Source organism: Flavonifractor sp. An112, from assembly GCF_904377885.1.
Classification (GTDB): Bacteria; Bacillota; Clostridia; order Oscillospirales; family Oscillospiraceae; genus Flavonifractor; species Flavonifractor avicola.
Genome location: NZ_CAJFGT010000036.1, coordinates 1 through 26,901, shown reverse-complemented (window position 1 = coordinate 26,901; position 26,901 = coordinate 1). Strand labels below are relative to the sequence as shown.

The window sequence follows — 26,901 nt, the reverse complement described above, 5'->3', positions numbered from 1 at the left end:
CACGGTGTCGCTGTAGCCCTTGACGATGCCCTTGGAGGCAGCCCAGTTCACAGCGTCGGTGTACCACACGCCGCTCTCCACGTCGGTGAAGGACAGGGTGGCATCAGCCTTGGGCTGGCCTTCCAGCCGCCACAGCATGGTGACCACCATGGCACGGTTGGTGCTCATGAGAGGAGCAAAGGTGGTGGAAGCAGTGCCGGACATCAGCTTGCTGTCATAGGCATACTTCACCGCATTATAGAACCAGTCGTCGCCATATACATCATCAAACGGCAGGGTGCTGACCACAATATCCATGGTATCTTCAGACAGCATCTTGGAATAGATGGTGTTGGTGGCAAACAGATAGTCGTCCTGCTGGTGGGCACGGTTGACAATGGAGTTGGCGAAGATGGTAATATCCATTCCGTCCTGCTCCACCGCAATGGCCTCCACGCCGCCGTCGATGCTACCGCCGGCCATGCAGCCCACGATAAAGCTGTCCTTATCGGTGGCCTGGATCAGCACCTCAGCATTCTCAGGATAGGCAGTGAGAACGGTACAATCCAGCGTGTAAATCACGTCGTCACCATCCGCCTCTTGGCTGGCAGTGATGAGGCTGTCGGAGGGATAAGTGACATGATGGAGGGCCTCCATACCTCTGGAGTCAGCAGTAATTCCTGTCACCAGGTTCTCCTGAATGTAGGAGAGCGGCTCAGAACCGGTGGCAATATAGGGCGTACCGGCCTTGACCGCCGCAACGGCCTCAGCGCCATAGGCGCCGCTGTCCAGCGCCACCGAGCCAATGATGATATCCGCCTTGGCAGGATCATCCGTTACGGTGAAGCCCAGCTGCTTCACATAGGCCATCACATCGTAATTGGAGGTACCGTTGTTGTGGATGTTATCGTAGTTGATGAAGCCATAGCCATTGGCAAACCACTCGGTATAGTAACCAGAAGTCACCTTGTCGTCGCCGAAGTCGGCATAGCGGCCGGTGAGGAACAGGGTGGGCTTGCTGATCTGATGGGCCACAGGCATCTCATTGGTGCGGGTAGCCACCAGCGCATAGTCGGAGGATACCATATTATAGGAGGAAGCACTCACCACGAAATCGCCCTTGTAGTCGCCCTCGGTGATCATGCCAACCGCCTTACCGGCGTCCAGCAGAGCGTTGACGGCCCGGACAGTCTCATCGCCGTTGTTGGACAGGATGACGATAGAACCGCTGCCGGTGACCTGACCGGAAGCGGTAACCTCAGTCAGTTCCTTCAGGGCACCGTCAAAGGCGCCGATGGTATCAATGGCAATGCAGTCAAAGCCGCGCATACTGGGGAAGCTGGCCACGGACTCAGAGTACAGGGAGGGGAAGCCGGAGGCAGATGCATCATAGCCCAGGTTGAGCACGCAGTTTGCGTAGTTGCGCTTGGCCTGGTACATATTGACCACCAGAGAACCTGCCTTGTAGGTCACACCGTCCACCGTCACGTCCTTGGTGAGGGTGGAGACCTTCACGCCGTTGCGCATGAGGAACTCCGCCATCTCATAGGCGTCAGCGGGATCGCGCTGGGACTCGGCGTCCACAGGCAGCACATAGTACTCGGGGAAGTACTTGTTGTTGCCCTCATAAGGAACGCGCCAGGTGTCGGGATCCAGCTGCTGGTTGCTCATATCCACATACCAGGGCTCCATCTCTTCCCGGTGGTCCTCGTTGTTGATGCCCCGGCGGAAGAACTCCAGCTGGGCCTTGTAACAGGTGTCCTTACAGTCGGACAGGAACTGCCACAGGCCGTAGGCGCCGCACTCCAGCAGACGGACGCTGGACTCGCCGCCGGAAGGAGTCTCAATGGTAAAGCCCATGGAACCGCAGTTGAGCATGGCATAGCTGGGGGTGTAGTTGGTGCTCAGGTCATCCCAGGCGTCCCAGCCGGTTTCAGCATCAAAGCTGTCGCGCAGGGGGGTGTAATAGGTCTGATACTTGGTCTCAAATTCGCCCGCGTGCTGGACAGACATGGTGGCCAGAGCGGCGTTGCCGTAGGCCTCGGCGCCCAGCAGGAACTGCTCCACAAACAGGTCATACTCCAGGTTGGGCTCGTGAGGAGGCGTACAGGGCTCTACCAGGAACTGAGCGGTAAAGCCGTGGAACTCCACGAAGGCCACGGGATTCCACTCGCTGATGAGCTTGGCAATATTCTGGGTCTCCACCTGAGTCTGGTTGGAGGCGTCCCGGTTCAGGTCGAAGCCGTTGCCGTTGGGACGGGTGTTGTAGGTGCGACCGTCAGGGTTCTCATCGGGAGTAACAATAATGATGAGGTTGTCCAGGATCTCGTCCACCTTCAGCTCCTTGTCCTCACTGAAGGTATAATACTCGCTGGCATCGGTGCGGCCGTCGTTGCCGTTACCGTTGATGGTGGTGGCGCTGATTTTCAGACCGTAGCCGGTGAAACCGTAGTCGGTATCGCCGTCATCGCTGGTGATCTCAAAGTCCACGATCTTGGGATCGTACTGGCTCTCATCCACAGTCTTGCCACCGGTCAGACCAGTGATGGTATTCCAGGTGATGGTATCTTCGGTAGCCAGGGTACGCAGCAGATTGACATGGGCATCCACACCGCCGGCCTCGTCGGAGTGGACGTTGTTCATCATGATGGGGATGCGGTAGTCCTTGCCGCCTTCGATCTGGGCCAGCACCGCATCGGGATCGGTCTGAGCCAGGGCGTTCATTTCCTTAAAGTCGGCCACGGACTGGGCACTGTCGGACACCACGGCATACCACTGGTCATAGCCGTCGGTGCTTTTACCGAAGGACTGGACGTCGAAGTAGCGGCCATTGGCCTCAGCCAGCTTCTTGATCTCCATCAGCTCATCGTACAGCTCGTCCTGCCGGACGTTGCTCTCGTAGACGTTGATCTCCATGGGGGTGGTGGCCAGAACGGTATCACCAGACTTGGCGGACAGCTCGTAGTTGCCGATGAAGCCGGGCCACACGTTGCGGGCGTAGCGGAAGGTGTTGCTGCCGATGGCCTGGAGGGAGTTGGTCACCAGAGGCAGTTTGGGGTCGTTCATGTTGAAGAAGATGCCGTGGCTGAAGGTCAGCTTCACAGTGGCGTAGCCGTCGGCCACAGTCACCACAGGATCGGTCAGAGTAAAATACTTGGTACCGTCAGAGCCGTGCTTACCGTTGGTGCCCCAGCTCATCCAGTTCTCCAGATCGTCACCAGTGTAGATATAGGGGTACAGAGCAGGATCCTGTACGTCCACTTCGCCGCGGGTCAGGCTCCAGGTGATGCCTTCGGCCCAGGTGTTCCACTGATCCGTTGTCCATTTGCTTTGCTCAGTGGAGACCGGAACCGTCAGGGTTGCATGAAACGTTTCCTCGCTCATATCCAGAGTGAGCAGGTCGTCGTCCAGCGTGAGTGTGGCTGTCCCCTGGTCAGCATCGGTTTTTACTGGTTCCTCAGCTGATACAGGCAGAATCGTCAGGGAGAAGAGCATGGATAATGCCAACAGCAATGCAAGAAAAGAATGGGAGCGTTTCTGACGTTGTTGCATCTGTAGAGCCTCCTTTTTTGTCGTTGCCTATGGATTGATATGCCTTGCGGTCTCGACTGAAATAAAAGCCTCCCTTCTATTCACTTTTGCGAATTTATACTTGTTTTCTCCTGGTGAGTACACAGCACACATACACTGCGTCTCCGTATTTTCAAGTATACTACGGGCACGATGAAACCACAATATCCATATCATAGATAATATTTAGCACTACAATTTTGTATAAAATACACAATTCAATATTTTTCTCGGCCATACATCCCACTAAGTTACTGCATTATACAGTTCTGTAAAAATAATTCATTCCTTAATATTTGTGCATCAGCATAGATCTCGCCACAAAAATTGTCCTCTGCCTGTGGACAGTATTTGCATTTGAACCTTCCAGTTTCATTCTCTACCGCTGGAGGAAGCGCAGCAGGAAGTCCTGGGTACGCTTGTTCTTGGGGGCGGTAAACAGCCGCTGGGGGTCCCGCTGCTCACAGATCACACCGTCGGCCATAAAGATCACATGGTTGGACACATCCCGGGCGAAGGACATCTCATGGGTCACCACCAGCATGGTCATGCCGTCATGGGCCAGGGCCCGCATGACCTCCAGCACCTCTCCCACCATCTCCGGGTCCAGGGCAGAGGTGGGCTCGTCAAAGAGAAGTACCTCGGGCTCCATGGCCAGAGCCCGGGCGATGGCCACCCGCTGCTTTTGGCCGCCCGAGAGCTGGTGGGGATAGGCATTGATGTAGGGGGCCATGCCCACCTGCTGCAGGTACTTCATGGCGCTGTCCCGGGCCTCCTTTTTGGGCTTTTTCAGCACCTTCTCCTGACCGATCTCGCAGTTGCGCAGCACACTCATATTGCTGAACAGGTTAAAACTCTGGAAAACCATTCCCACCTTGGCCCGGTAATCGGGGATATTCACATCCCGCTCCAGGATATTCCGGTCGTGAAACTGGATCTCGCCGCCGCTGGGGGTCTCCAGCAGATTGATGCACCGCAGCAGGGTGGATTTGCCGGAGCCGGAGGCCCCGATGATGGAGATCACGTCCCCCCGGCACACGGTGAAGTCGATGTCCTTGAGCACCTGATGGGACCCGAAATTTTTGGACAGGTGGCTGACCTGGAGCACCGGATGGGCAAAATCCCGCAGATATGGAGCTCCCATCTTATTCCTCCCCTCCTTCCTCATTGGCGCCTACAGGCAGATTTTCTGCCAGTTCATAGTTTGCCTTACCGGTCATTTTACGCTCCCACAGCCGGAGCAGGTAGGCCGAAACCAGCGTCATGCACAGGTAAAGAATCATGGCGATGGTGGCCGCCGGGAAATAGAGGTAGAGCGCCGCGGCTGCCGATTTAAAGGAAAAGAACAGTTCCGTCACGCTGATGACCGACAGCATGGAGGAGTCCTTCAGGTTGATGATGAAGTTATTGCCGATCTGGGGCAGCAGATTGCGCAGCGTCTGGGGAAGGACCACGTGCAGCATGGCCTGCCTATGGGTCATGCCGATGGCCTTGGCCCCCTCGATCTGTCCCCGGTCGATGGCCAGGATACCGCCCCGCACAGTCTCTGCCATATAGGCCCCCGTGTTAATGGACAGGATAAAGATACCGGCGGAAAAGGTCTCCATGTGCAGACCGAAGGCATAGGCCGCGCCGTAGAAAATGAACATAGCCTGGAGCATCAGGGGGGTGCCCCGGAAAAACTCCACATAGGCCCGCAGCAGCCCGTGGCCCACCCGAGTCAGCACCCGGCGGACCAGGCCGTACCGGGGGGAAACCGGATTGGCCTGGACCGTGCCCACCGCAAAACCAATGACACAGCCCAAAACCGTACAGATCACTGCCAGCAGAATGGTGGTCCAGGCGCCCCGCAGAATGGAACCTCCATACCGGGACCAGACGGCCCCCATATCACTCACAAATTGCATTAACTCGTCCATCGGACATCCTCCCTTGGGTGAGTGCCGGGTACATTCTGTACGAATGTACCCGGCATCCCGATTTCGCTGAGGCTCAGTTTTCGTTCAGGGGCTGCACCGCAATGGCTTCATCCATCATGGCGGTGTAGTCCTCAGGGGTATACTGGCTCAGGACCTGGTTAATCACCTCAGTCAGGCCGGTGTTCCCCTTCTGGACGGAGATGCCGAAGTTGGTCTCCTCCTCGGACACATCAAAGTCGTCGTCCGTGCCGGAGAAGTCCAGCATCACCATATCGGGATAGGCGTTGCAGGCGGACAGGGCGGTGGGCTGGTCGGTGACAACCAGGTCAACCGCTCCGGAGTCCAGGGCCACCAGCATGGCGGGCACGGACTCCTGAGCCGGCAGAACCTCTACCTCGGGCACCTGAGGCAGGCAGGTATCATACCACACCGTGCCCAGCTGGGAGGTGGCGGTAGCACCCTCAAAATCGCTGATGCCCTGGGCATCGGCGTAGGGGCTGTCAGACTTCACCAGGCAGACAATGGAGGCATAGTAATAGGGGTCGGAAAAGTCCACCTGGGCCGCCCGCTCCGCCGTGATGCACTGGCCGGCAATGACTGCGTCCACCGTGCCCGACTGGAGTGCCGGGATCAGGGCGTCCCACTCCATTTTGACAATCTCCAGGTCGCATCCCAGCTCCTCGGCGATCTCCTTGGCAAACATCACATCATAGCCGTAGGCATAGTCCGGCGTACCGGAGGTGGGCACCGCGCCGTTGGAGTCATCCGCCTGGGTCCAGTTGAAGGGGGCGTAGGCACACTCCATGGCCACCTTGAACTTGCCGTCCTCCACCAGCTTCACCTGGCTGGTTTCCTCCGCCGCCGGGGAACTGGCGGGCGCCTGGGAGCCGGCAGGCGCCGCCGAAGGGGTGGAAGCAGTTCCGCCGCCGCCGCAGGCGGCAAGGCACAGGGTCAGGCCGACGCCAGAGACAAGGGCTGTGATTCTTTTCAGTTTCATTCTCCTCAAATCCTTTCTCTTGCTGAAGTTTCCTTGCAAAAACAAAATCGCCATGGACCGCGTTTCTTGGGGGGAAACGGTTCATGGCGACGTTGCAGGCAAAGATCCAAATACCTCTGTCCATCTTGACAGCTACCGTATGACCAGAAAAATCTCTGGGAACAGAAAACGGACCTGCCGGAGGCTGTACTTGCCTCTTTGCAGGTCCGTTTTACTTGCCTGTCATTTTAGCGGAATATTTCGTGCTTGTCAATTAGTTTATGCAGGATATAATGACTAAACTTGCAGCAAAATTTGGCTTTATATTCTCCATCCCTGTCCAAGCAGCCAGGCGCCGTCTCCTTCGAAGCACAAAAAAAGACTTGAAACCAAAGTTTCAAGTCTTTTTGGTGGAGATAAGCGGGATCGAACCGCTGACCTCTTGAATGCCATTCAAGCGCTCTCCCAGCTGAGCTATACCCCCATATTCACTTGGCACCAGTCAGGTTGACCGAACGAATTGTATTTTAGCACGGGTCACCCGCTCTGTCAACTCTTTTTTTCATTTTTCTCAAAATTTTTTAGAAGCAGAATCCGGGCGCGCCATGACGGCGCGCCCGGATTTTCCTTATTCTTCCGTTGTCTTGTCCTCAGAGGGCTGATCCGGCTGGGACGGAACGGAGGACTCCTCCTGGCTGCCCCACAGGGGAATGGCCTGGGTCTTCTCCTCCGGCTTGTTCTTCTCCTGTTCCCGCCGCTCGGCCTCGGCGTACTGGTCGGCCAGAGCAGGGTCACGGCCCTCCAGAATGGCCACCATCTCGGCGCCGGTAATGGTCTCCTTCTCCAGCAGGTAGGCCACCACCTTGTCCATGTCCTCCCGGCTCTCGGAGAGGATCTCGGTGGCCTTCTTGTAGCAGGAGTCGATGATGCTGCGCACCGCCTGATCCATGGCCGCGGCGGTATCATCGGCACAGTCCAGGCCGTAGCCGCCGTCCAGATACTGGTTGCGGCGGGAGGCCAGAGCCATCATGCCGAACTCCTCACTCATACCGAACATGGCCACCATATTGCGGGCGATGCTGGTGGCATCCTGAATGTCCTGCGCGGCGCCGTTGGTCATGGTCTTCATGACCAGCTCCTCGGCCACACGGCCGCCCATGGAGACGCAGATCTGGGCCAGCAGCTCGTCCTTGGTGTGGAGGTTCTTGTCCTCCTCCGGCAGGTGGAGGGTGTAGCCCAGAGCGCCCTGGGTGTGGGGAACGATGGTGATCTTCGTCACCGGCTCGGCGTGCTTCTGCCGGTAGGCCACCATGGCATGACCCACCTCGTGGTAGGCCACCAGCTTCTTCTCAAACTCGCTGAGGACGCTGCCCTTCTTCTCGGCGCCGGCAATGACCAGCTCGAAGGCAGTGAGCAGGTCCTGCTGGTTGACCGCCTTGCGGCCCAGACGGACCGCCCGGAGAGCGGCCTCGTTGACCAGGTTGGCCAGGTCCGCACCCACGGCACCGGCGGTGGCCAGAGCCACCTTCTTCAGATCCACATCCTCCGCCAGCTTGATCTTGCGGGTATGGACCTGGAGGGTAGCCAGACGGCCGGCCAGGTTTGGCCGGTCCACGGTGATGCGCCGGTCAAAGCGGCCGGGCCGCAGCAGGGCCTGGTCCAGCACCTCGGGCCGGTTGGTGGCGGCCAGCAGGATGACGCCCTTGGTGGGGTCGAAGCCGTCCATCTCGGCCAGCAGCTGGTTCAGGGTCTGCTCCCGCTCGTCATTGCCGCCCATGCGGTTATCGCGGGATTTACCGATGGTGTCGATCTCGTCGATGAACACGATACAGGGGGCCATCTTGTTGGCCTCCTTGAACAGGTCGCGGACACGGGCGGCACCCATACCTACAAACATCTCCACAAAGTCGGAGCCGGAGATGGAGAAGAAGGGCACGTTGGCCTCGCCGGCCACGGCCTTGGCCAGCAGGGTCTTACCGGTACCGGGAGGGCCCACCAGCAGAGCGCCCTTGGGCAGCTTGGCGCCGATCTCGGTATACTTCTGGGGGTTGTGGAGGAAGTCAATGATCTCCACCAGGGACTCCTTGGCCTCGTCCTGACCGGCCACGTCTTTAAAGGTGACACCGGTCTTTTTCTCCACATAGACCTTGGCGTTGGACTTGCCCAGATTGCCCAGGCCGCCGCCCATCTTGCCCGCCATGCTGCGGAACAGGAAGGAGAAGAGCAGCACCATGACCACCATGGGCAGCACCCAGGAGATGAGCATGGAGACGATGGGGTTAAGCTCCTCCACATACTCGGGGCCGAAGCTGGTGACGTCGTGCTCCTCCAGCAGGTCGATCAGCCCGTCGTCCCGCACCCCCGCCTGGGTGATGGGGGCACAGTAATAGGTGGTTTTGGTCTTGTCCCACTGGGAGGGGGGCGGCACGGTGGTCTCCTCCTGCTCCCCGGTGAGGCCGGCGGCGGTGGCCGTCTTGGTGATGTTGCCGTTGGCGTCCACCGACACCCCGTCTTTTAAATAAATGGTGTACTTGTTGGACTCCATGAGCACGCCTGCCACGCAGTCCTCCTTGACCAACTCCCGGAAGGTGCCGTAGCTGATCTCCACCGAGTTGGCCTGGCGGAATATGGAGGTGGCATAGTTCACCAGCACCGTCAGCACCAGGGCCCACAGGATGATGGACACGATGGCGGTGATGTTGCGCTTGTTATTGCCTCCGCCCTTTCCGCGGTTGTTGTTCTGGTGATCGAAATTCAAGAGGATGCCTCCTTGAGTGCATTCATTCCTATCTGGAAAGTAATTATAGTTATAGCACACGCACCCTCAAAAAACAAGAAAGGGAAGGCCGAAAGCTGTAAACTTTCTATGAAAGCGGCCGGGTTCAAAGGGGTAATTTTTATCTTTTTCTGCGGCAGGTCTTGTGGTATACTGGTAGCGATCAACAAGAAAGGCGGAACCAATTATGAAGGAGCGCAGACCGGCCCCTCAGGCCGAGGCAGACGGCATCATCGAGGGGCGCAACGCCGTCACCGAGGCCCTGCGGGCGGGCACGCCCATTGATAAAATTTTCCTGGCCCGGGGAGAGACCGACTCTGCCCTGGCCCACATCGCCGCCGCTGCCCGGGACAAGGGCATCGTGGTGGTGGAGTGCGACCGGAAGAAACTGGACTTTATGAGCCGCACCCACTCCCACCAAGGTGTCATCGCCCAGGCCGCGGTGCGGGAGTACGCCAGCGTGGACGATATTCTGAACGCCGCCCGGGAGAAGGGGGAGCCCCCTCTCATCGTGGTGTGCGACGAGCTTTCCGACCCCCACAATCTGGGCGCGGTGATCCGCACCGCCGAGTGCGCCGGAGCCCACGGCGTCATTATCCCCAAGCGCCGTTCGGCGGGCCTGACGGCGGTGGTGGCCAAGACCTCCGCCGGCGCGGTGAGCCATATTCCGGTGGCCCGGGTGCCCAACCTGCCCGCCCTGCTCAAGGAGCTGAAGGACGAAGGGGTATGGGTGTTCGGCACCGCTGCCGACGGGGACCGGCTGCTCTACGACGCCGACCTGAAGGGCCCCGCCGCCATTGTCATCGGCAGCGAGGGGGACGGCATGGGCCGTCTGGTATCTGAGACCTGCGACTTCCTGGTCCGTATCCCCATGAAGGGCAAGCTCAACTCCCTCAACGCCAGCGCCGCCGCCGCCATTCTGCTCTATGAGGCCGTACGGCAGCGGATGGGCTGACAACCACTGATCTTCAAAAAAAGGAGCACGTTCCCATGGCAAAAGACCGGGATGACGAACTGAATGAGGATCTGCCCGGCGGGGACGAGTTCTCCCTGGAATCCATTCTGGCGGAATTCGGCGGCGGGCAGAAAAAGAAAAAACCGGATGAGGAGGATACCATACCCTTCCCGGTAGTACCCAAAAGCCAGCGTCCCTCCTCCCCCTCCAAAAAGCCGGGGCGGGTGCTCACCTTCCCCGACGGCGGTCAGGAGCAGACTCAGAAGGAACCCAAGGCCGCCGCCACCCGGCAGCCGCCGGTGGAGAAGGCCCCCCCGCCCAAGCCGGAACCCACCCCGCAAAAACCGTCCAAAGCCCCTCCGGTGGAGGACAATGTGCTGGACTTTCCGGAGGAGGCCGCCGGGCCGGAGGAAAGCCCCCTCACCCAGGGCATCAACCGACTGCTGAAAAAGGCGGACGACTACGCCGAGCATATGTTTGAAGAGGAGGGCATGGAGGACGACACGGCGGTACGCCGGGCGGAGGAATTTATCCCCGGCACCGACGAGGAGGAGGAGCCCTCCCCCCGCCGCCGGGAGCGCAAGCCTCGGAAGGAGCCGCCTCCCGCCCCCGATCTGCCCCCGGCGGATCTGGCCAAACGGTACGGCAAGGGTCTCAAGGGGATGCGGCTGAGGGCCACCCTGGTCCTCCTGCTGTTCCTGCCCGCCCTCTATCTGACCCTGGAGGTCTTTCCCCATCCCCAGGCCCTTACGCCTGAGCTGCGGGTGCTGGCCCTGGCCGGGGTCCAGGTGCTGGCCATGCTGCTGGGGCTGGATGTGCTCTTCCGGGGTCTGTTCGGCCTGCTGCGGCTGGAGTTCGGCATGGACACCCTGCTGCTCTTTGCCTCCGCCGCCACTCTGGCCGACGCCCTTACCATGTTCAAGCTGGACCCCCGGGAGGGCCAGATGCCCTACTGCGCCGCCATTGTGCTGGGCATCTCCCTGCTGCTGCGGGGCACCTACCGAAAGCGGCGGGGTCTGCGGCTGGCCTGTAAGACGGCGGCGGCCGCCTCCCACCCCTATCTGGTCACCCTGGACGAGGGCAAGTGGAACGGCCGGGACACCTACGCCAAGTGGTCGGGCGATCCGGTAGGCTTTGGCCGGCAAATGCAGGCCAGCGACGGCGCCCAGCGTATCTTCCGGCGGATCTGCCCCCTGCTGTTTATCGCCAGTATGCTGCTGAGCATCGTGGCCTCCATTGGCCGGGGCGCGCCGGAGCGGCTGCTGTGGTGCCTGTCCGCCACCCTCACCGCCTCCGCCTCCCTGTCGGGGGCCCTGTGCTTCGGGCAGCCCTGGCTTACCCTGTGCCAGCGGCTGAGCAAATCGGGCGCCGCCATCGCCGGTTGGGACGGCGTCACCGCCACCGGCGGCAGCGGCATTCTGGTCACCGACTCCGACCTGTTCCCCCCGGGCTGTGTCTCCCTCAACGGCATCAAGATTTTTGGCGACTTCCCGGCGGAAAAGGTGGTAGCCGATACCGCCACCCTCATCCGGGAATCGGGCTGCGGCCTGGACAAGCCCTTCCACGACCTGCTCCGGGCCCAGGGGGCCATTTACCGCCGGGTATCCAACTTCTTTTGTTATGAAGGCGGTCTGTCCGGCGTCATCCGCAATGAGCAGGTACTGGTGGGCTCCGCCGACTTCATGCGGCTGATGGAGATCGCCCTGCCCCCGGGACTTCATGTGAAGAACGCCGTATTCTGTGCCATCGACGGGGAGTTGGCGGGCATCTTCGCCCTGAACTACACCCTCCACGGCACCGTGGACCCGGCCCTCACCAGCCTGATCCGCAACCGGGTGTCCCCGGTGATGGCCACCCGGGACTTCAACCTGACCCCCGCCATGCTCCGCCAGCGGTTCAAGCTGCCGGTGGACCGGATGGAATACCCCTCTGTGGAGCGGCGGATGGAGCTGTCCGACGAGGACCAGCTCCACAGCGACATTCTCACCGCCGTCCTCTGCCGGGAGGGCATCGGGCCCTACTCCGAGGCGGTGGTAGGCGCCGCCCGGCTCCGCCGGGCCGTCCGCACCTCGGCGGCGCTGGCCAGCCTGGGGGCGGTGGTAGGCCTGATTCTGGCCTTCTACCTCACCTTTGTGGGGGCCTACGCCTCCCTGTCGGCCTCCAACCTGCTGGTGTTCCTCATCATGTGGCTGGTGCCTACCCCCCTGATCTCGGGAATGGTCAACAAATATTGAGACGAAAAGATCCCCTGCCAGCTGGCAGGGGATCTTTTTGTCTTGTTGGTTCCTCTTCTCAATACCCTCCGTCGATGACTACCCAGGGAGAGTCCTTATCCTCCCGCTGGAGGATGAACTGATAGTCGGTGTAGGTGGTGTTGGGGTCCAGCACCGGCTGGTTGCCGTCGGTGGTAAAGCTTACAAAGAAGACGATCACATTGTTGATCCGCTCCGGGTCGTCGGTGTGGAGATAGTCCGCCGCCACCGCATAGGACTGCTGGGGATCATAGTACGAACTTTCCAGGGTACACCCCGCCATCCCGGTCTCAAAGCTCTGTACCACCGTCTCATAGGCCCGGTCATACTCCTCCGAGGAGTAATTGTGGGAGGGCGGCGGATTTTTCAGGGCCAGCCAGTCCTGGCAGGCGCTGTACATGGTCTCATAGGGGCTGGGGGCGTCGTAGTCGTAGGCATAGGCATACCAGCTGGTCTCCCCGTCCCGGACGATGCCCACCAGTCCGCCCTCCTCCAGGAAGATGAGACTGTCTCCGTTTTGATCGGTGCAGGTCACCGCCTTGCCGTTGAGGGCGGCAGGGGCCTGGGCCTTCACCCACACCCGCACCCACAGCTGGATGCTGCTGTCAATGACGCCGTAGGTCTCCACATCCGTCTCCTGCCCGTTTTCATAGGTCAGGGTCCGGGCGGGGCTGCTGCCGGCCAGGATGGGCTCCATCTCCCGGCCATAGATGTTCCAGGCCGGGTCCCCCTCCACCAGCTCCACATAGCCGGCGCCCACATCATAGCCCTGCTCGCTCAGCCATTCCCTGGCGGTGGAGAGGGGGTCCAGCAGGCCGGTCTCATGGCCCCTGTCCGCCTGCTGCTGGAACTGGGTGTAGTAGTCCACCGCCGTGGTGCCGGTATCCCGGGGGAGCACCAGATAGCGGGTACCGTAGTTGTTGTCCACCCAGCCCTCCACGCACCAGATGCCGCCCTCCCCCTGTTTGATGGGCTGGGAGAGGAGCAGAGTAATGGACTCGCCCCAGTTTTCCGTGCGGAAGTAGACGTAGCGGTGATCGCTCTCCCATACATAGCCGTCGTGGAAGTACATACTGTCCTCGTAGGTTTCCAGGCCGTTGCGGGCAAGGAAGTCGGGGCGCACCTCCTCGGGCAGGCGCTTATTCAGGTTCGTCCACTCCGCCTCCTCCGCCTGTATCACCGCTTCGTCCTGGGAATTGCTGTAGAACCGCACATCGCTGGCCGTCAGCCACACATAGTACCAGCCATCCCGATAGCCAAAGGGCGTCACCCCGCTGCCGTCGGAGATGAGGTACTGTTCGTAGGTGGCCTGATCCCACCGGACCAGGGTGAAGAGCCACCCCATGTCGGTGTCACCGCCGCCCGCCGCCTCATAGCTGCGCTTTTCCCACACGCAGACCAGGAAGTCCTCTCCCTCCTCGGGCAGCTCCACCAGCAGCTTGCTGTCCAGGTCGCTGGGAATGGCCAGCTGGAGGTCATAGTCCAGGTCATACAGCACCGGGTTCTCCAGCAGAGCGCTCAGGTCGGGGGTAGGCTCCGGGCTGGGGCTGGGGGCCGCCCCGCTGATGGCGGCGCAGCCGGTCAAAACAATGGCCAGAGCCAGGGTGGCCGCCAGGGCGGCGGGCCCCTGCCGCTTTCCTTTCATAATGGACACCAGCCTTTCTTTCAGTCGTGCCTTTTCCTCGCACAGGGTGGTGGCCAGCACCCCCATGCCTCTGGGGGGCCGGGCGGCCAGCACCAGCAGAGTCTCCCCGTAGTGCTTCCGGGCGGGGCCGTCCATGGTTCTGGTCACCGCCTCGTCACAGGAGAGCTCGCAGGAGCGGGAGATTTCCCGCCGCACCACCACCATCAGGGGATTGAACCAGTGGAGGCTGGTCACCGCCGCCGCCAGCCATTTATAGAGCAGATCGTGCCGCCGGGCATGGGTCAGCTCGTGAGACAGGATATCCGCCAGCCGGTCGTTTTCCACCCCCACAGGCAGCACAATGGCGGGATGGATCGCCCCCAGCAGCATGGGGGTATGGACATGGATACACTCCAGCACCACAGTGCGCCCGCCCGGGTCCAGGGCAGCCAGCACATTTTGGGCTCCTTGACCGGCAGGTCGGGCGGAGGCGTGCACCAGGGCGGCAAAGCGCCGGTAGCCCCACACATACCGCCCCAGCCACAGGCCTGCCCCTGCGGCCCACAGGCCGAACCACAGTTCAGGGGCGGTGAGCACTCCCTTCCAGTCTGCCGCCGGAGCGGCAGGCTGCTCCGGTACGCCGGGATCTTCAGGCGCGGCTGGGCCTGTGGGTTCCCCTGTCTGGCTTTGGATCTGGACCGGGTCGGTCTGACCGCTGAGGGAAACCTCCGTCTGGGTGTGGGCCTGGTAGGTCCCCTGCTCCGGCAGGGCAGGCAGCGGAAGGGTCACCCCCACCGGCAAAACCAGGCGCACCAACACCAGCAGCCACAGGTAGTAGGCCGCCGCCTTGCTCTTGATGAGGGGCCGGACCAACAGCAGCAGGCCGGTGAGCACAGAACCCAGTATGCTCAGCGTGAGCAGGGTGTGCAGAAAAGCCGCCATGTCAGCGCGCCTCTTCTCTGCCCAGGCCGTCCAGCAGGGCCCGCAGCTCCGCGATGTCATCCCCGGACAGCTGGTCGTGCTCCACCAGGGCGGCCACCATCTGCCGGGCCGACCCGGCGTACAGCTTGTCAATGAGCTTGCGGGTGCGGTAGCAGCCCAGCTCCTCCCGGCTCACCAGAGGCCGGTAATAGTAGACCTGCCGCTTCTCCTGGGCCGCCGCACCCTTGGCGCACAGCCGCCGCAGCAGGGTCTTGACCGTCTCCCCGTTCCTGTCTGCCAGGGCCTCCCTGATCTGGCTCAGTGTCACCGGCTCCCCGGCGTCCCACAGCACCTCCATCACCTCCAGCTCCGCCTCGGTGATCTTCTCTTCTGCGGCACCCATGGCGTCTCCTCCTTCCGGTTACAGTTGTACCTTTCAGCTTTAGGGTACAACTGTAATCTCCTTTTGTCAAGCCCAATCGGGTTACAATTTCATGACAGATCATGCCGCCCCCTCCAACTTTTGAAATTTATTTTCATACTCATTAGTTTGGTGAAAATTGGCACATAACACCACCCAACCCTTGCATTTGTTTGTCAAAATGGTATAATATGACCCAGTGAACCGTCCCGCCCCAGGCGGGGCAAACTTAGGAGGAATGTGAAAATGGGCAATTCTCACAAGTACGTCTACTTGTTCTCCGAAGGCAACGGCTCTATGCGTGAGCTGCTGGGAGGCAAGGGCGCCAATCTGGCCGAAATGACCAATCTGGGTATGCCGGTACCTCAGGGCTTTACCGTGACCACCGAGGCCTGCACCCAGTACTATAATGACGGTCGTCAGATCAACGAGGACATTCAGGCCCAGATCTACGAGTACCTGGGCAAGATGGAGGAGATCTGCGGCAAGAAGTTTGCCGACCCCGAGAACCCCCTGCTGGTTTCCGTCCGCTCCGGCGCCCGGGCCTCCATGCCCGGTATGATGGACACCATCCTCAACCTGGGCCTCAACGACGTGGTGGTGGAAGGCCTGGCCAAGTTCACCAATAATCCCCGTTTCGCCTACGACTCCTACCGCCGGTTCATTCAGATGTTCTCCGACGTGGTCATGGAGCTGTCCAAGAAGCGCTTTGAAGAGATCATCGACGAGGTCAAGGCCAAGAAGGGCGTCAAGCAGGACGTGGAGCTGGACACCGACGACATGAAGCACCTGGTGGTCCTCTTCAAGGAGTTCTATAAGAAGGAAAAGGGCGAGGACTTCCCTCAGGACCCCAAGGTCCAGCTGATGGAAGCCGTCAAGGCCGTGTTCCGCTCCTGGGACAACCCCCGTGCCAATGTGTACCGCCGCATGAACGAGATCCCCTACGACTGGGGCACCGCCGTCAACGTGCAGTCCATGGTGTTCGGCAACTCCGGCGACAACTCCGGTACCGGCGTGGCCTTCACCCGCAACCCCGCCACCGGTGAGAAGGCCCTCTTCGGCGAATACCTCATCAACGCCCAGGGCGAGGACGTGGTGGCCGGCGTACGCACCCCCTCCCCCATCTCCAAGCTCCACGAGGAGATGCCCGCTGTCTACGAGCAGTTTGCCGACATCGCCAACCGCCTGGAGCAGCACTACAAGGATATGCAGGATATGGAGTTTACCATTGAGAACGGCAAACTCTATATGCTCCAGACCCGCAACGGCAAGCGCACCGCCGCCGCCGCCCTGAAGGTGGCTGTGGATCTGGTGGACGAGGGCATGATCGACGAGAAGGAGGCCGTGTGCCGCGTCGATCCCAAGCAGCTGGACGCCCTGCTCCACCCCACCTTTGACCCCGAGGCCCTGAAGAAGGCCCAGGCAGTGGGCAAGGGCCTGGCCGCCTCTCCCGGCGCCGCCTGCGGCCGTGTGGTCTTTACCGCCGAGGACTCCAAGGAGTGGCACGCCCGTGGCGAGAAGGTCATCCTGGTCCGTCTTGAGACCTCCCCCGAGGACATCGAGGGTATGCAGGTCTCCCAGGGTATCCTCACCGTCCGGGGCGGCATGACCTCCCACGCCGCCGTGGTGGCCCGCGGTATGGGCACCTGCTGCGTGTCCGGCTGCGGCGACATCGTGGTGGACTACGAGAACAAGAAGTTTACTCTGGCCGGCAAGGACTATCATGAGGGCGACTGGATCTCCCTGGACGGCTCCACCGGCAACATCTACGGCGAGGCCATCGCCACCGTGCCCGCCGATCCCGGCTCCGGCTACTTTGGCCGCCTGATGGGCTGGGCCGACAAGTACCGTCAGCTGAAGGTGTACACCAACGCCGACAACCCCCGCGACGCCGCTCAGGGCTACGCCTTCGGCGCTCAGGGCATCGGCCTGTGCCGCACCGAGCATATGTTCTTCGAGGGCGAGCGCATCAAGGCCATCCGTGAGATGATCGTCTCCGACAACGTGGCCGACCGTGAGAAGGCTCTGGCCAAGATCATGCCCTATCAGCAGGGCGACTTCGAGGGTATCTATGAGGCCATGCAGGGCCATCCCGTGGTCATCCGCTTCCTGGATCCCCCGCTGCATGAGTTCCTCCCCACCAAGGAGGAGGACATCGTGGAGATTTCCAAGGAGATGAACATCCCTCTGGAGAAGCTCCACAACGTCATCGACTCCCTGCATGAGTTCAACCCCATGATGGGTCACCGCGGCTGCCGTCTGGCCGTCTCCTATCCCGAGATCGCCGCCATGCAGACCACCGCCGTCATCAACGCCGCCATCAACGTCCAAAAGAAGCACCCCGACTGGACCATGGTGCCCGAGATCATGATCCCCCTGGTGGGCGAGGTCAAGGAACTCAAGTACGTCAAGGACGTGGTGGTCAAGACCGCCGACGCCATCATTGCCGCCGCCGGTATCGACATGAAGTATGAGGTTGGCACCATGATCGAGATCCCCCGTGCCGCCCTCACCGCCGACGAGATCGCCAAGGAGGCTCAGTTCTTCTCCTTCGGCACCAACGACCTGACTCAGATGACCTTCGGCTTCTCCCGCGACGACGCCGGCAAGTTCCTGAGCTACTACTACGACAAGAAGATCTACGAGTCCGATCCCTTCGCCCACCTGGATCAGAACGGCGTGGGCAAGCTGGTGGCCATGGCCGTCCAGCTGGGCCATCAGACCCGTCCCGACATCCATATGGGTATCTGCGGCGAGCACGGCGGCGACCCCACCTCTGTGGAGTTCTGCCACAAGGTCGGCCTGGACTATGTGTCCTGCTCCCCCTTCCGTGTGCCCATCGCCCGTCTGGCCGCTGCTCAGGCCGCCATCAAGAACCCCCGGTAACACCCTTGCAAATTACACAACAGAGGCCGGCTGCTTTGCAGCCGGCCTCTGTTTGCCATTTAAACTTTATTACAGCCGCTGGTCCCGGTAGAGGAAGGTGACCACCTGGGCCCGGGTGCAGGGCAGGTCGGGGGAGAAGGTGGTGGAGGAGGTACCGGTGGTGACGTCGTTGGACGCAGCCCACCGCACCGGATACCAGTAGTAGTCGCTGCTCTTCACATCCCGGAACACGGTACTGCCGGAGAGTTTGGGCTGGTCGGCGTGGGCCCGCCACAGGAAGGTAACCACCTGGGCCCGGGTGCACACGGCATTGGGGGAGAAGGTGGTGGCCGAAGAGCCGCTGGTAATGCCGCTCTCCACCGCCCAGCGCACCGCATCATAGTAGAAGGCGTCAGAGCTTACATCCCGGAAGGGCACGCCGTCATCCTCCACCATGGGCGAGCCGTAGGCCCGCCACAGGAAGGTGACCACCTCGGCCCGGGTACAGGCCCGGTCAGGGGAGAAGGTGGTGGCTGTGGTGCCGGTGGTGACGCCGTTGTTTACCGCCCAGGTGACGGCGCTGTTGTAGTAGCTGCCTCTGGCCACGTCGGGCATCAGCGAATCCAGCCAGCTGTTGGCGTCCGTGTGGGTGACAGGCCGCATGGAGTAGTCGTTTTCGTCCTGGTAGTCATAGTACTCCATCAATGCCAGATAGACCTCCGGATGATGACCCATGGCCACTTCGGAAAAATCATCTGACAACAGGCCGTCCGGGAATACCCCGACAGCGTACTGGAACAGTATCCCCAGCACATCGGGACCCAGCCCATGGATCATGCCGATCAAAATCAGAGGCACCGGTACCTGGATTTCCTTGGCCAGGTACACCACATCGGAGATGGCCTGGGCGGCATCCCATTTGGAGGCCACTTCCTCAGGGCTGGCGGAGATGTGGTCCAGGGAAGCAATCTGCCGGGCAATCTCGTCCAGGTTATCCTTCGACTCGCTGACCACCGAGCGGTTGGGCACCATGTAGAGATACTGGAAGATATCCATGATGGCTTCCTGATAGTGCTTTTCGTAGTAAGCGGCGTCCTTGGCGATAGAGGCCAGGGAATTCTCCAGATCCTGGATTCTGCCCGAATTCGCCAGTTCCTTGAAGTTGATGTTCTGCCGGGTGATCTCCTTATAGGCGGCGCCCAGACCCCCAGCCTCAGACGAGAGCCGGGTCACAGGCAGGAACAAATCGTTGCCGTTTCGCTGGTAGCCCCAGTCGTTCAGCGGCACCCGGGGCACCACGTCGCCGCTGTAGATGATGTTGTGGATGTTGCTGGGATCATATCCCTCTTTGAAAATCAGGGAATTGCTGTAATTATTGTTGTAGTCCCAGGAGACGCCCCCCTCCTCCATTCCAGTCACCGCCTGGGGGGTGGCAAAGGTATAGGCGTACACATGATCGGAGTCCACCCGGGAGAAGTCGTTGCACACTTTGGCCGCCAGCAGATTGGCCACCGCCGCGCCCCGGCTGTAGCCGCCGATCCACAGCTTGACGGTGCCCAGCGAGAGGCCGCCGGACTCCGCCGCCTCCACATACTCCTCCAGGGCATCGTACACTTCCTCGGCCGCGCGGCGGAATCCGGCGTGGGCCGAATCGTCATTGACATAGAAGTTGCTGGCCCACTCGGCGCCGTAGCCGCCGCCCCGGATGATCACCGGGATGACGGTATAGGTCTGTCCGTTTTCCTCCAGAGTCTTACGGGCAAAGGAGAAGGCCACCTTGTGGTCGGTGCAGTCCAGGGCCACGTCGTAGTTGTAAAAGGCCGCCCCGTCAAAGCCCAGAGTCTCGTAGGCCTGGCGGATATGGTCCTCCCGGCCCACATCCCCGTCGGTGGTGTAGTATCTGTCGCTGGAGGTGGTGGAGAAGCCCGCCATAACCAGCCCCAGGGTGGTCTTGGCCAGCTCATGGTCGTACTCTGTGGCCGGGTGAGTGAAAAAGTCCTCGCTGTAGTAGAAGTCATAGGTCAGAGACCCATACACCACCTCAGAGCGGAACCGGATGGGATACTCCCCGTCCTCCATGGCCTGGCCCGTCTGGGCCGGGGTGGGGGTGGGCGTCGGAGTAGGTGTGGGGGTAGGGGTGGGTGTGGGCGTGGGGGTAGGCGTCGGTGTCACCGTAGGCTTGGGCGTCACCGTGGGCTCCGGAGTGGGGGTCTCGGTGCCCGAGCCTCCGCTGCCGTAGTAGATGGTGGACCCTGCGGGCACCAGCTGTCCCTTCCATTGGGCGATGCCTTCCCACTCCTCACGGCTGCCCTCATAATAGACCGTCAGAGGGTTGCAGCCGTTAAAATAGTTGTAGCTGGCGCTCATATACTCCGGCCAGTACACGGTTTTCAGCTTGGGGCATTCCCCAAAAACATACTCTCCCATCACCGAGATGGCGGGCAGATCAACGGTGGTCAGGTTGGCGCAGCCGTAAAACACCTGGCCATTGATGGTATGGATGGTGTCGGGCAGCTCCACCTCCGTCAGTCCGTCGCAGTAGGCAAAGGCCTCGCTATAGAGGAAGTCCACCGAGCCGGGGAACTCCACCGAGGTCAGGCCGCTGCTGCGGAAGGCCCCGTTGCCGATCAACTCCAGGGATTTGGGAAATTCGATGGAGGTCAGGGCTGTACAGTCGGCAAAGGCGTTGTCGCCGATGTTCTGGAGAGAGCCGGGCAGTTCCACATCCGTCAGTCTGGTACAGCCGGCAAAGGCATTATTGCACAGGGTGGTGATGCCATAGCCCACCTCCACCCGGCGGATGTCCGACTTATACTTGTCCCACGGTGTGGTGGTACCGTACAGCATGGGCCCGGTACCGGTGAGCTTCAGCGTATCCCCGCTGAAACTCCACTGAATCGAAGAACTGTAGGAGCCGCCGTCCTCCGCTGAGGCAGAGGCAGCGGGCAGCAAGCCCAGCAACAGCGCCAGGGCTGCCAAAATGCTCACAAACCGTCGTTTCCTGCTAGCCATGTGTGTTCCTCCTTCTCCTGCATCCGCACCAAGTCGGCAGTGCGGCTCTATATGATACCAGTATAGCACAACTTGCCCTGTAACGGGAAATTTTGCATCATTTTTCCTGTTCATTTTTTCCGGCCCTTGTTCCTGTTTTGGGACAGGAAGTTTAACCGCCTGCCGTTTACACCGCCCTACTTTTATGGTAAAATAACTTGTTTCGACGGATGGGAGGCATTTTTTGTGGATCAACATCCTTTTTTTGCCTATTTGTCCCGGATGCGGTATATCAACCGCTGGGGGCTCATGCGCAATACCTTCCAGGAGAATATTCAGGAGCACTCCCACATGGTGGCGGTGCTCGCCCACGCCCTGGCGGTGATCCGGCGGGATGTGTTCGGGAGAGAGGCCGATCCCGGGCTGGCCGCCATGGCCGCCCTGTACCACGACGCCCCTGAGATCCTCACCGGCGACCTGCCCACCCCCATCAAGTACTACGACCCGGAGATCCGGGACGCCTACAAAAAGGTGGAGGAATTTTCCGCCGGCAAGCTGCTGGCCATGCTGCCGGAGCAGCTGCGCCCCGCTTTCTCCCCCCTGCTGCGGGAGGACTATGACCCGGATACCAAGGCCCTGGTGAAGGCCGCGGACAAGCTGTCCGCCCACATCAAGTGCCTGGAGGAGCTGAAGGCGGGCAACAGCGAGTTCCAGCAGGCCGCCCGTCAGACGCTGGATGCGCTGAAAGGCTATAACCTGCCCGAGGTGGACTACTTTCTGGAGCATTTCCTCCCCGCCTTCGGCATGACTTTGGATGAGATGGGCCGGGAATGACCGGCGCCGTTTTCATAGAGACAGAAGAAATAAAGGAGTTATCAAGTATGAGAGCCATTGTCACCGTTCTGGGCAAGGACCGTGTGGGCATCATGTCCGCCGTTTGCGCCCTGCTGGCCCAGCACAACGTCAATATTCTGGATATCAGCCAGACCATCCTCCAGGACTACTTCACCATGGTCATGCTGGTGGACGCCGGCAACTGCGATATGCCCTTTGCCGATCTGGCCGCCCTGATGGAGCAGGAGGGCAAGGACCGTGACCTGTCCATCCGTGCCCAGCGGGAGGACATCTTCAACGCCATGCATCGCATTTGAGGGTGAGACGACATGATCAATACCAACGAAATTTTTGACACCATCCACATGATCGACCAGCAGCATCTGGATGTGCGTACCATCACCATGGGCATCTCTCTGCTGGACTGCGCCGACTCCGACCCCAACGCCGCCTGCCGCAAGATCTACGACAAGATCACCCGCCAGGCCGAGCATCTGGTGGCCACCGGCGAGGCCATTGAGCGGGAGTTCGGCATTCCCATCGTCAACAAGCGCATTTCGGTGACTCCTATGGCCCTGGTGGCCGGCGCCTCCGAGACCAACAGCTACGTGCCCTTTGCTGTGGCCCTGGACAGCGCCGCCAAGGCGGTGGGCGTCAACTTCATCGGCGGCTTCTCCGCCCTGGTGCAGAAGGGTGCCACCAAGGCCGACCGGAAGCTCATCGCCGCCATCCCTGAGGCCCTGGCCCGCACCGACCTGGTGTGCGCCAGCGTCAATGTGGGCTCCACCAAGGCAGGCATTAACATGAACGCCGTGGGCGTCATGGGCCGCATCATCAAGGAGTGCGCCCAGCTCACCGCCGACAAGGGCGGCTTTGGCTGCGCCAAGCTGGTGGTGTTCTGCAACGCCGTGGAGGACAACCCCTTCATGGCCGGCGCCTTCCACGGTGTGGGCGAGCCCGACTGCATCATCAACGTGGGCGTGTCCGGCCCCGGCGTGGTACACCACGCCCTGAAGGACGTGAAGGGTCAGCCCTTTGACGTGGTGGCCGAGACCATCAAAAAGACCGCCTTCCGGGTGACCCGTATGGGTCAGCTGGTGGCCCAGGAGGCCAGCCGCCGTCTGGGGGTGCCCTTCGGCATTGTGGACCTGTCCCTGGCCCCCACCCCCGCCATCGGCGACTCGGTAGCCCGCATTCTGGAGGAGATGGGCCTGGAGACCTGCGGTACCCACGGCACCACCGCCGCCCTGGCCCTTCTGAACGACGCGGTGAAGAAGGGCGGCGTCATGGCCTCTTCCCATGTGGGCGGCCTGTCCGGCGCCTTCATCCCCGTCAGTGAGGACGAGGGCATGATCGCCGCCGCCCGTGCCGGCACCCTCCACCTGGACAAGCTGGAGGCCATGACCTGCGTGTGCTCCGTGGGTCTGGACATGATCGCGGTCCCCGGCGACACCTCCGCCGCCACCATCTCCGCCATCATCGCCGACGAGGCCGCCATCGGCATGGTCAACTCCAAGACCACCGCCGTCCGCATTATCCCCGCCCCCGGCAAGGTGGTGGGCGACACCGTGGAGTTTGGCGGCCTGCTGGGCTCCGCCCCCGTTATGCCCGTCCACTCCGAGAGCGCTGAGGCCTTTGTGGCCCGGGGCGGCCGTATCCCCGCCCCCATGCAGAGCCTGAAGAACTGAGTCCAGGGGGGACGTTGTCCCCCTCTAGATACAAAACCGCCGGGCCGATGTGGGCGTCGGCCCCTACGCAAATGATTCCTGTTTTGCTCGCAAAAGGCCGCCCACGGGCGGCCTTTTTCAAAAGGAGGTTATCATCATGTCCACTTGTCGTTCTGCCTGTCCCTATGATTGCCCTGAGGGCTGCTCTCTGCTGGTAGAGACCGAGGGCAATACCGTCACCTCCATCACCGGTGATCCGGCCAACCCCTTCACCGACGGCTGGGTGTGCGCCAAGATGCGCAATCTGCCGGAGGCTATCAACAGCCCTGAGCGTATCCTCACTCCCCTCCGCCGCACCGGCGCCAAGGGGACCGGGGAGTTTGAGCCCATCTCCTGGGATCAGGCCATCGGAGAAATCACATCCCGCTGGAAAGATCTGATCGCCCAGTACGGAGCGGAGACTATTCTGCCCTACTCCTACGCCGGCACCATGGGCGTGGTCCACCGCAACTGCGGAGAGGGCTTCTTCCACGCCCTGGGCGCCAGCCGCCTCAAGCGCACCCTGTGCAGCACCGCCAAGTCCACCGGCTGGCAGAAGGTGATGGGGGGCTCCTGCGACCTGGCCCCCTGGGATGTGGAGCACAGTGACCTGATCCTGCTGTGGTCCACCAATATCCCCGCCACCCGGGCCCATCTGGCCCCCATCCTGCGGAAGGCCAAGGCCAACGGTGCCAAGATCATCCTCATCGACGTGTATGAAAACCCCTCCGCTGAGCTGGCCGACCAGACCATTCTGATCCAGCCGGGCAGCGACGGCGCCCTGGCTCTGTCCATGCTCCAGGTGCTGGACCAGGAGGGCCTCACCGACGAGGCATGGCTGGCTGAGCACGCCGCCGGGTGGGAGGAGTTTCGGGCTACTCTGGATGTGTGGGACCCGGAGGAGACCCAGTGTCTCATCGGTCAGGCCCCCGATGTGATCCGGGACCTGGCCCGGGCCTACGGCAGAGCCAAGGCCCCCTGCATCGTGCTGGGCAGCGGCTTCTCCCGCTCGGGCAACGGCGGCGAGGCCACCCGGGCCATCACCGCTCTGCCCGCCGCTGTGGGCGCCTGGGCCAAGAAGGGCGGCGGCACCTATGGCGTGTGCTCCTCCCCCGATCTGGTGGATAAGTCCGCCGTCAAGCGTCCCGACCTGGCCGGGCCGAACACCCAGATGATCAACATCAACCAGCTGGGCCGCGCCCTGGAGGGCAAGGGCCTCTCCACCCCCATCCGCAGCCTGTATGTCTACCACGCCAACCCGGCCACAGTGACCTCCGACCAGAACGCCGTCCGCCGGGGCCTGGCCCGGGAGGACCTGTTTACCGTGGTCCATGAGCGGTACATGACCGACACCGCCAAATACGCCGACATCATCCTGCCCGCCCCCTACATGGTGGAACAGACCGACCTGTACACCCCCTACGGGTACCGGCAGATCCAGTACGCCCCGGCGGTGGTTCCCGCCCCCGGTGAGGTGAAGAGCAACCTTGAGGTATTTACCCTGCTCTCCGCCGCCATGGGTCTGGACGATCCCTTCCAGGGCCGCACCGCGGAGGAGCTGTGCCGCCAGATGGTGGAGGACAGCTGGGCCCTCTCCCGGGAGGAGAAGGACAAGGTGCTTGCCGGGGAGCCGGTGGTGCTGGAATCCCCCTTCCCCCTGCCCATTCAGACCGAGGACGGCAAGGTCCATCTGGACGATCCTATCATCGGCTGGTTCCCGCCCCACGGCGGCTCTGACCCCTTCCACCTGATCTGCGCCCCGGTGGTCCACACCCTCAATTCCTCCTTCAATGAGTCCTCCACCCTGCGGGACCTGCGGGGGGAAATGACGGTGCGTATGAACAGCGAGGACGCTGCCCGTCTGGGCCTGGTTCAGGGGGAGCAGGTGGTGTGCTATAACAAGCTGGGCGAGATGACCTGCACCCTGGCTCTGGACCGGGCGGTGGCTCCCATGACGGTGGTGGCCGAGGGCGTCTATCCCGGCGAGAACACCGTCAACTGCCTGACCCACGACCGCCTGTCCGACTGGGGCGAGGCCACCACCATGAACGACAACACCATCTGGGTCCGTAAGGCCTAAAGGTTTTTCCGGGAATTGGCTTTTTTCTCTGGTCAAAGCCGGTCCCCGGGTGTATGATAAAGGCATCAGCCGATTCTGGCTTTGTGAAACATAAAAGGAGTGACGTCACCATGATTCAAATCGACACCTCCAACGCCCGTTCTTTCCTGCCCGACACTTGGCTCACCAGCCGTCTGGACGCCCTGGAGAGCGCCCGGCAGAAGCTGGAGACCGGCAGCGGCGCCGGCGGCGACTTTACCGGCTGGGTCCACCTGCCCCGGGACTATGATAAAGAAGAGTTTGCCCGCATCCAGGCGGCGGCGGAGCGCATCCGCGCCACCTCCCAGGCCCTGGTGGTCATCGGCATCGGCGGCTCCTATCTGGGCGCCCGGGCCGTGGTCGAGCTGGTCAACTCTCCCAATTTCAACCTGACCCACAAGGACGGCCCCGCCATCTACTTCGCCGGCAACGGCCTGTCCACCGACGCCATGCTGGAGGTGATGGACCTCATCAAGGATAAGGACTGGTCCATCAACGTGATCTCCAAGTCTGGCACCACCACCGAGCCTGCCGTGGCCTTCCGTATCTTCAAGAATCTGCTGGAGGAGAAGTACGGCAAGGAGGATGCCCGCAAGCGCATTTACGCCACCACCGACGCCCACAAGGGCGCCCTGAAGGGTCTGGCCGATGCCGAGGGCTACGAGGAGTTCGTGGTGCCCGACGCCATCGGCGGCCGCTACAGCGTGCTCACCGCCGTGGGCTTGCTGCCCATCGCCTGCGCCGGCGTGGACATCACCGCCCTGATGGAGGGCGCCCGGGAGGAGATGGAGACCCTGGCTGTGCCCGGCGAGGCCAACCCCGCCTGGCAGCACGCTGCCGCCCGCCATGCCCTGTATACTGCCGGCAAGAAGGTGGATATCCTGGTAGGCTATGAGCCCTCCTACCGCTTCTTCGGCGAGTGGTGGAAGCAGCTCTACGGCGAGAGCGAGGGCAAGGACGGCAAGGGCCTGTTCCCTGCCAGCGTGGAGTTCACCGCCGACCTGCACTCCATGG

General features: G+C 61.5%; 16 protein-coding genes and 1 tRNA gene. 8 read left to right on the top strand and 9 right to left on the bottom strand.

All coding sequences use genetic code 11. The annotated features are described in order from the left end of the window. The 6 genes from IHN22_RS07140 to ftsH form a co-directional block, all read right to left on the bottom strand. A partial coding sequence (locus tag IHN22_RS07140) for an S-layer homology domain-containing protein (protein WP_191434414.1) occupies window positions 1–3,531 on the bottom strand: 3,531 nt, incomplete at its 3' end. Window positions 3,532–3,928: 397 nt separating this feature from the next. Further along, complete coding sequence (locus IHN22_RS07135) at window positions 3,929–4,693, bottom strand: amino acid ABC transporter ATP-binding protein (protein WP_087270794.1); 765 nt, start codon at window positions 4,691–4,693, stop codon at window positions 3,929–3,931. Between the two features lies 1 nt (window position 4,694). Next, window positions 4,695–5,468 (bottom strand): amino acid ABC transporter permease, encoded by a 774-nt coding sequence (locus IHN22_RS07130; protein WP_242961218.1) that lies wholly within the window; start codon window positions 5,466–5,468, stop codon window positions 4,695–4,697. 73 nt (window positions 5,469–5,541) lie between these two features. Further along, a complete protein-coding gene (locus tag IHN22_RS07125) occupies window positions 5,542–6,465 on the bottom strand; it encodes a transporter substrate-binding domain-containing protein (protein WP_300985845.1) in 924 nt (307 codons plus the stop codon). A gap of 387 nt (window positions 6,466–6,852) precedes the next feature. After that, window positions 6,853–6,928: transfer RNA gene (locus tag IHN22_RS07120), tRNA-Ala, on the bottom strand. A gap of 144 nt (window positions 6,929–7,072) precedes the next feature. Continuing rightward, window positions 7,073–9,202 carry an ATP-dependent zinc metalloprotease FtsH gene (gene ftsH, locus IHN22_RS07115; RefSeq protein WP_300985843.1) on the bottom strand — a complete coding sequence of 710 codons (2,130 nt, stop codon included), beginning with the start codon at window positions 9,200–9,202 and terminating at the stop codon, window positions 7,073–7,075. 205 nt (window positions 9,203–9,407) lie between these two features. Here ftsH and rlmB point away from each other — a divergent pair, with 205 nt between their 5' ends. After that, window positions 9,408–10,175 (top strand): 23S rRNA (guanosine(2251)-2'-O)-methyltransferase RlmB, encoded by a 768-nt coding sequence (gene rlmB / locus IHN22_RS07110; RefSeq protein WP_087188673.1) that lies wholly within the window; start codon window positions 9,408–9,410, stop codon window positions 10,173–10,175. A 35-nt stretch (window positions 10,176–10,210) separates the two neighbouring features. After that, complete coding sequence (locus tag IHN22_RS07105; protein WP_191434410.1) at window positions 10,211–12,409, top strand: hypothetical protein; 2,199 nt, start codon at window positions 10,211–10,213, stop codon at window positions 12,407–12,409. A gap of 58 nt (window positions 12,410–12,467) precedes the next feature. On the opposite strand, the gene IHN22_RS07100 is transcribed toward IHN22_RS07105, so the two are convergent. Beyond that, complete coding sequence (locus tag IHN22_RS07100; protein ID WP_191434408.1) at window positions 12,468–14,993, bottom strand: M56 family metallopeptidase; 2,526 nt, start codon at window positions 14,991–14,993, stop codon at window positions 12,468–12,470. Between the two features lies 1 nt (window position 14,994). Then, window positions 14,995–15,375, bottom strand: a complete 381-nt coding sequence (locus IHN22_RS07095; protein WP_191434406.1) for a BlaI/MecI/CopY family transcriptional regulator — start codon at window positions 15,373–15,375, stop codon at window positions 14,995–14,997. Between the two features lie 264 nt (window positions 15,376–15,639). Between IHN22_RS07095 and ppdK the strand changes: the two genes are divergently transcribed. Then, window positions 15,640–18,279 carry a pyruvate, phosphate dikinase gene (ppdK, locus tag IHN22_RS07090; protein WP_191434405.1) on the top strand — a complete coding sequence of 880 codons (2,640 nt, stop codon included), beginning with the start codon at window positions 15,640–15,642 and terminating at the stop codon, window positions 18,277–18,279. 69 nt (window positions 18,280–18,348) lie between these two features. Here ppdK and IHN22_RS07085 read toward each other — a convergent pair whose 3' ends face one another. After that, on the bottom strand, window positions 18,349–21,270 hold the full coding sequence (locus tag IHN22_RS07085) for a leucine-rich repeat protein (protein ID WP_191434403.1): 2,922 nt from the start codon (window positions 21,268–21,270) through the stop codon (window positions 18,349–18,351). A 225-nt stretch (window positions 21,271–21,495) separates the two neighbouring features. On the opposite strand from IHN22_RS07085, the gene yfbR reads away from it, so the two are divergent. From yfbR to IHN22_RS07060, 5 genes are all read left to right on the top strand, one after another. After that, window positions 21,496–22,083 (top strand): 5'-deoxynucleotidase, encoded by a 588-nt coding sequence (gene yfbR, locus IHN22_RS07080; protein ID WP_087188456.1) that lies wholly within the window; start codon window positions 21,496–21,498, stop codon window positions 22,081–22,083. 47 nt (window positions 22,084–22,130) lie between these two features. Further along, entirely contained in the window at window positions 22,131–22,400 is a 270-nt protein-coding gene (locus IHN22_RS07075) for an ACT domain-containing protein (RefSeq protein WP_087188457.1), read from the top strand. A gap of 12 nt (window positions 22,401–22,412) precedes the next feature. Beyond that, window positions 22,413–23,771: a PFL family protein gene (locus IHN22_RS07070; RefSeq protein WP_087188458.1), complete on the top strand. Its 1,359-nt coding sequence runs from the start codon at window positions 22,413–22,415 to the stop codon at window positions 23,769–23,771. A 136-nt stretch (window positions 23,772–23,907) separates the two neighbouring features. After that, window positions 23,908–25,869 carry a molybdopterin-containing oxidoreductase family protein gene (locus IHN22_RS07065; protein ID WP_191434401.1) on the top strand — a complete coding sequence of 654 codons (1,962 nt, stop codon included), beginning with the start codon at window positions 23,908–23,910 and terminating at the stop codon, window positions 25,867–25,869. A 110-nt stretch (window positions 25,870–25,979) separates the two neighbouring features. Then, on the top strand, window positions 25,980–26,901 hold a 922-nt coding region (locus tag IHN22_RS07060; protein ID WP_191434400.1), incomplete at its 3' end, for a glucose-6-phosphate isomerase.

Coding starts and splice junctions, on each gene's coding strand:
- IHN22_RS07105 (WP_191434410.1), top strand. CDS start 10,211: ATGGCAAAAGACCGGGATGACGAACTGAATGAGGATCTGCCCGGCGGG.
- IHN22_RS07085 (WP_191434403.1), bottom strand. CDS start 21,270: ATGGCTAGCAGGAAACGACGGTTTGTGAGCATTTTGGCAGCCCTGGCG.
- rlmB (WP_087188673.1), top strand. CDS start 9,408: ATGAAGGAGCGCAGACCGGCCCCTCAGGCCGAGGCAGACGGCATCATC.
- IHN22_RS07070 (WP_087188458.1), top strand. CDS start 22,413: ATGATCAATACCAACGAAATTTTTGACACCATCCACATGATCGACCAG.
- IHN22_RS07075 (WP_087188457.1), top strand. CDS start 22,131: ATGAGAGCCATTGTCACCGTTCTGGGCAAGGACCGTGTGGGCATCATG.
- IHN22_RS07065 (WP_191434401.1), top strand. CDS start 23,908: ATGTCCACTTGTCGTTCTGCCTGTCCCTATGATTGCCCTGAGGGCTGC.
- IHN22_RS07095 (WP_191434406.1), bottom strand. CDS start 15,375: ATGGGTGCCGCAGAAGAGAAGATCACCGAGGCGGAGCTGGAGGTGATG.
- IHN22_RS07100 (WP_191434408.1), bottom strand. CDS start 14,993: ATGGCGGCTTTTCTGCACACCCTGCTCACGCTGAGCATACTGGGTTCT.
- IHN22_RS07130 (WP_242961218.1), bottom strand. CDS start 5,468: ATGGACGAGTTAATGCAATTTGTGAGTGATATGGGGGCCGTCTGGTCC.
- ppdK (WP_191434405.1), top strand. CDS start 15,640: ATGGGCAATTCTCACAAGTACGTCTACTTGTTCTCCGAAGGCAACGGC.
- IHN22_RS07125 (WP_300985845.1), bottom strand. CDS start 6,465: ATGAAACTGAAAAGAATCACAGCCCTTGTCTCTGGCGTCGGCCTGACC.
- IHN22_RS07135 (WP_087270794.1), bottom strand. CDS start 4,693: ATGGGAGCTCCATATCTGCGGGATTTTGCCCATCCGGTGCTCCAGGTC.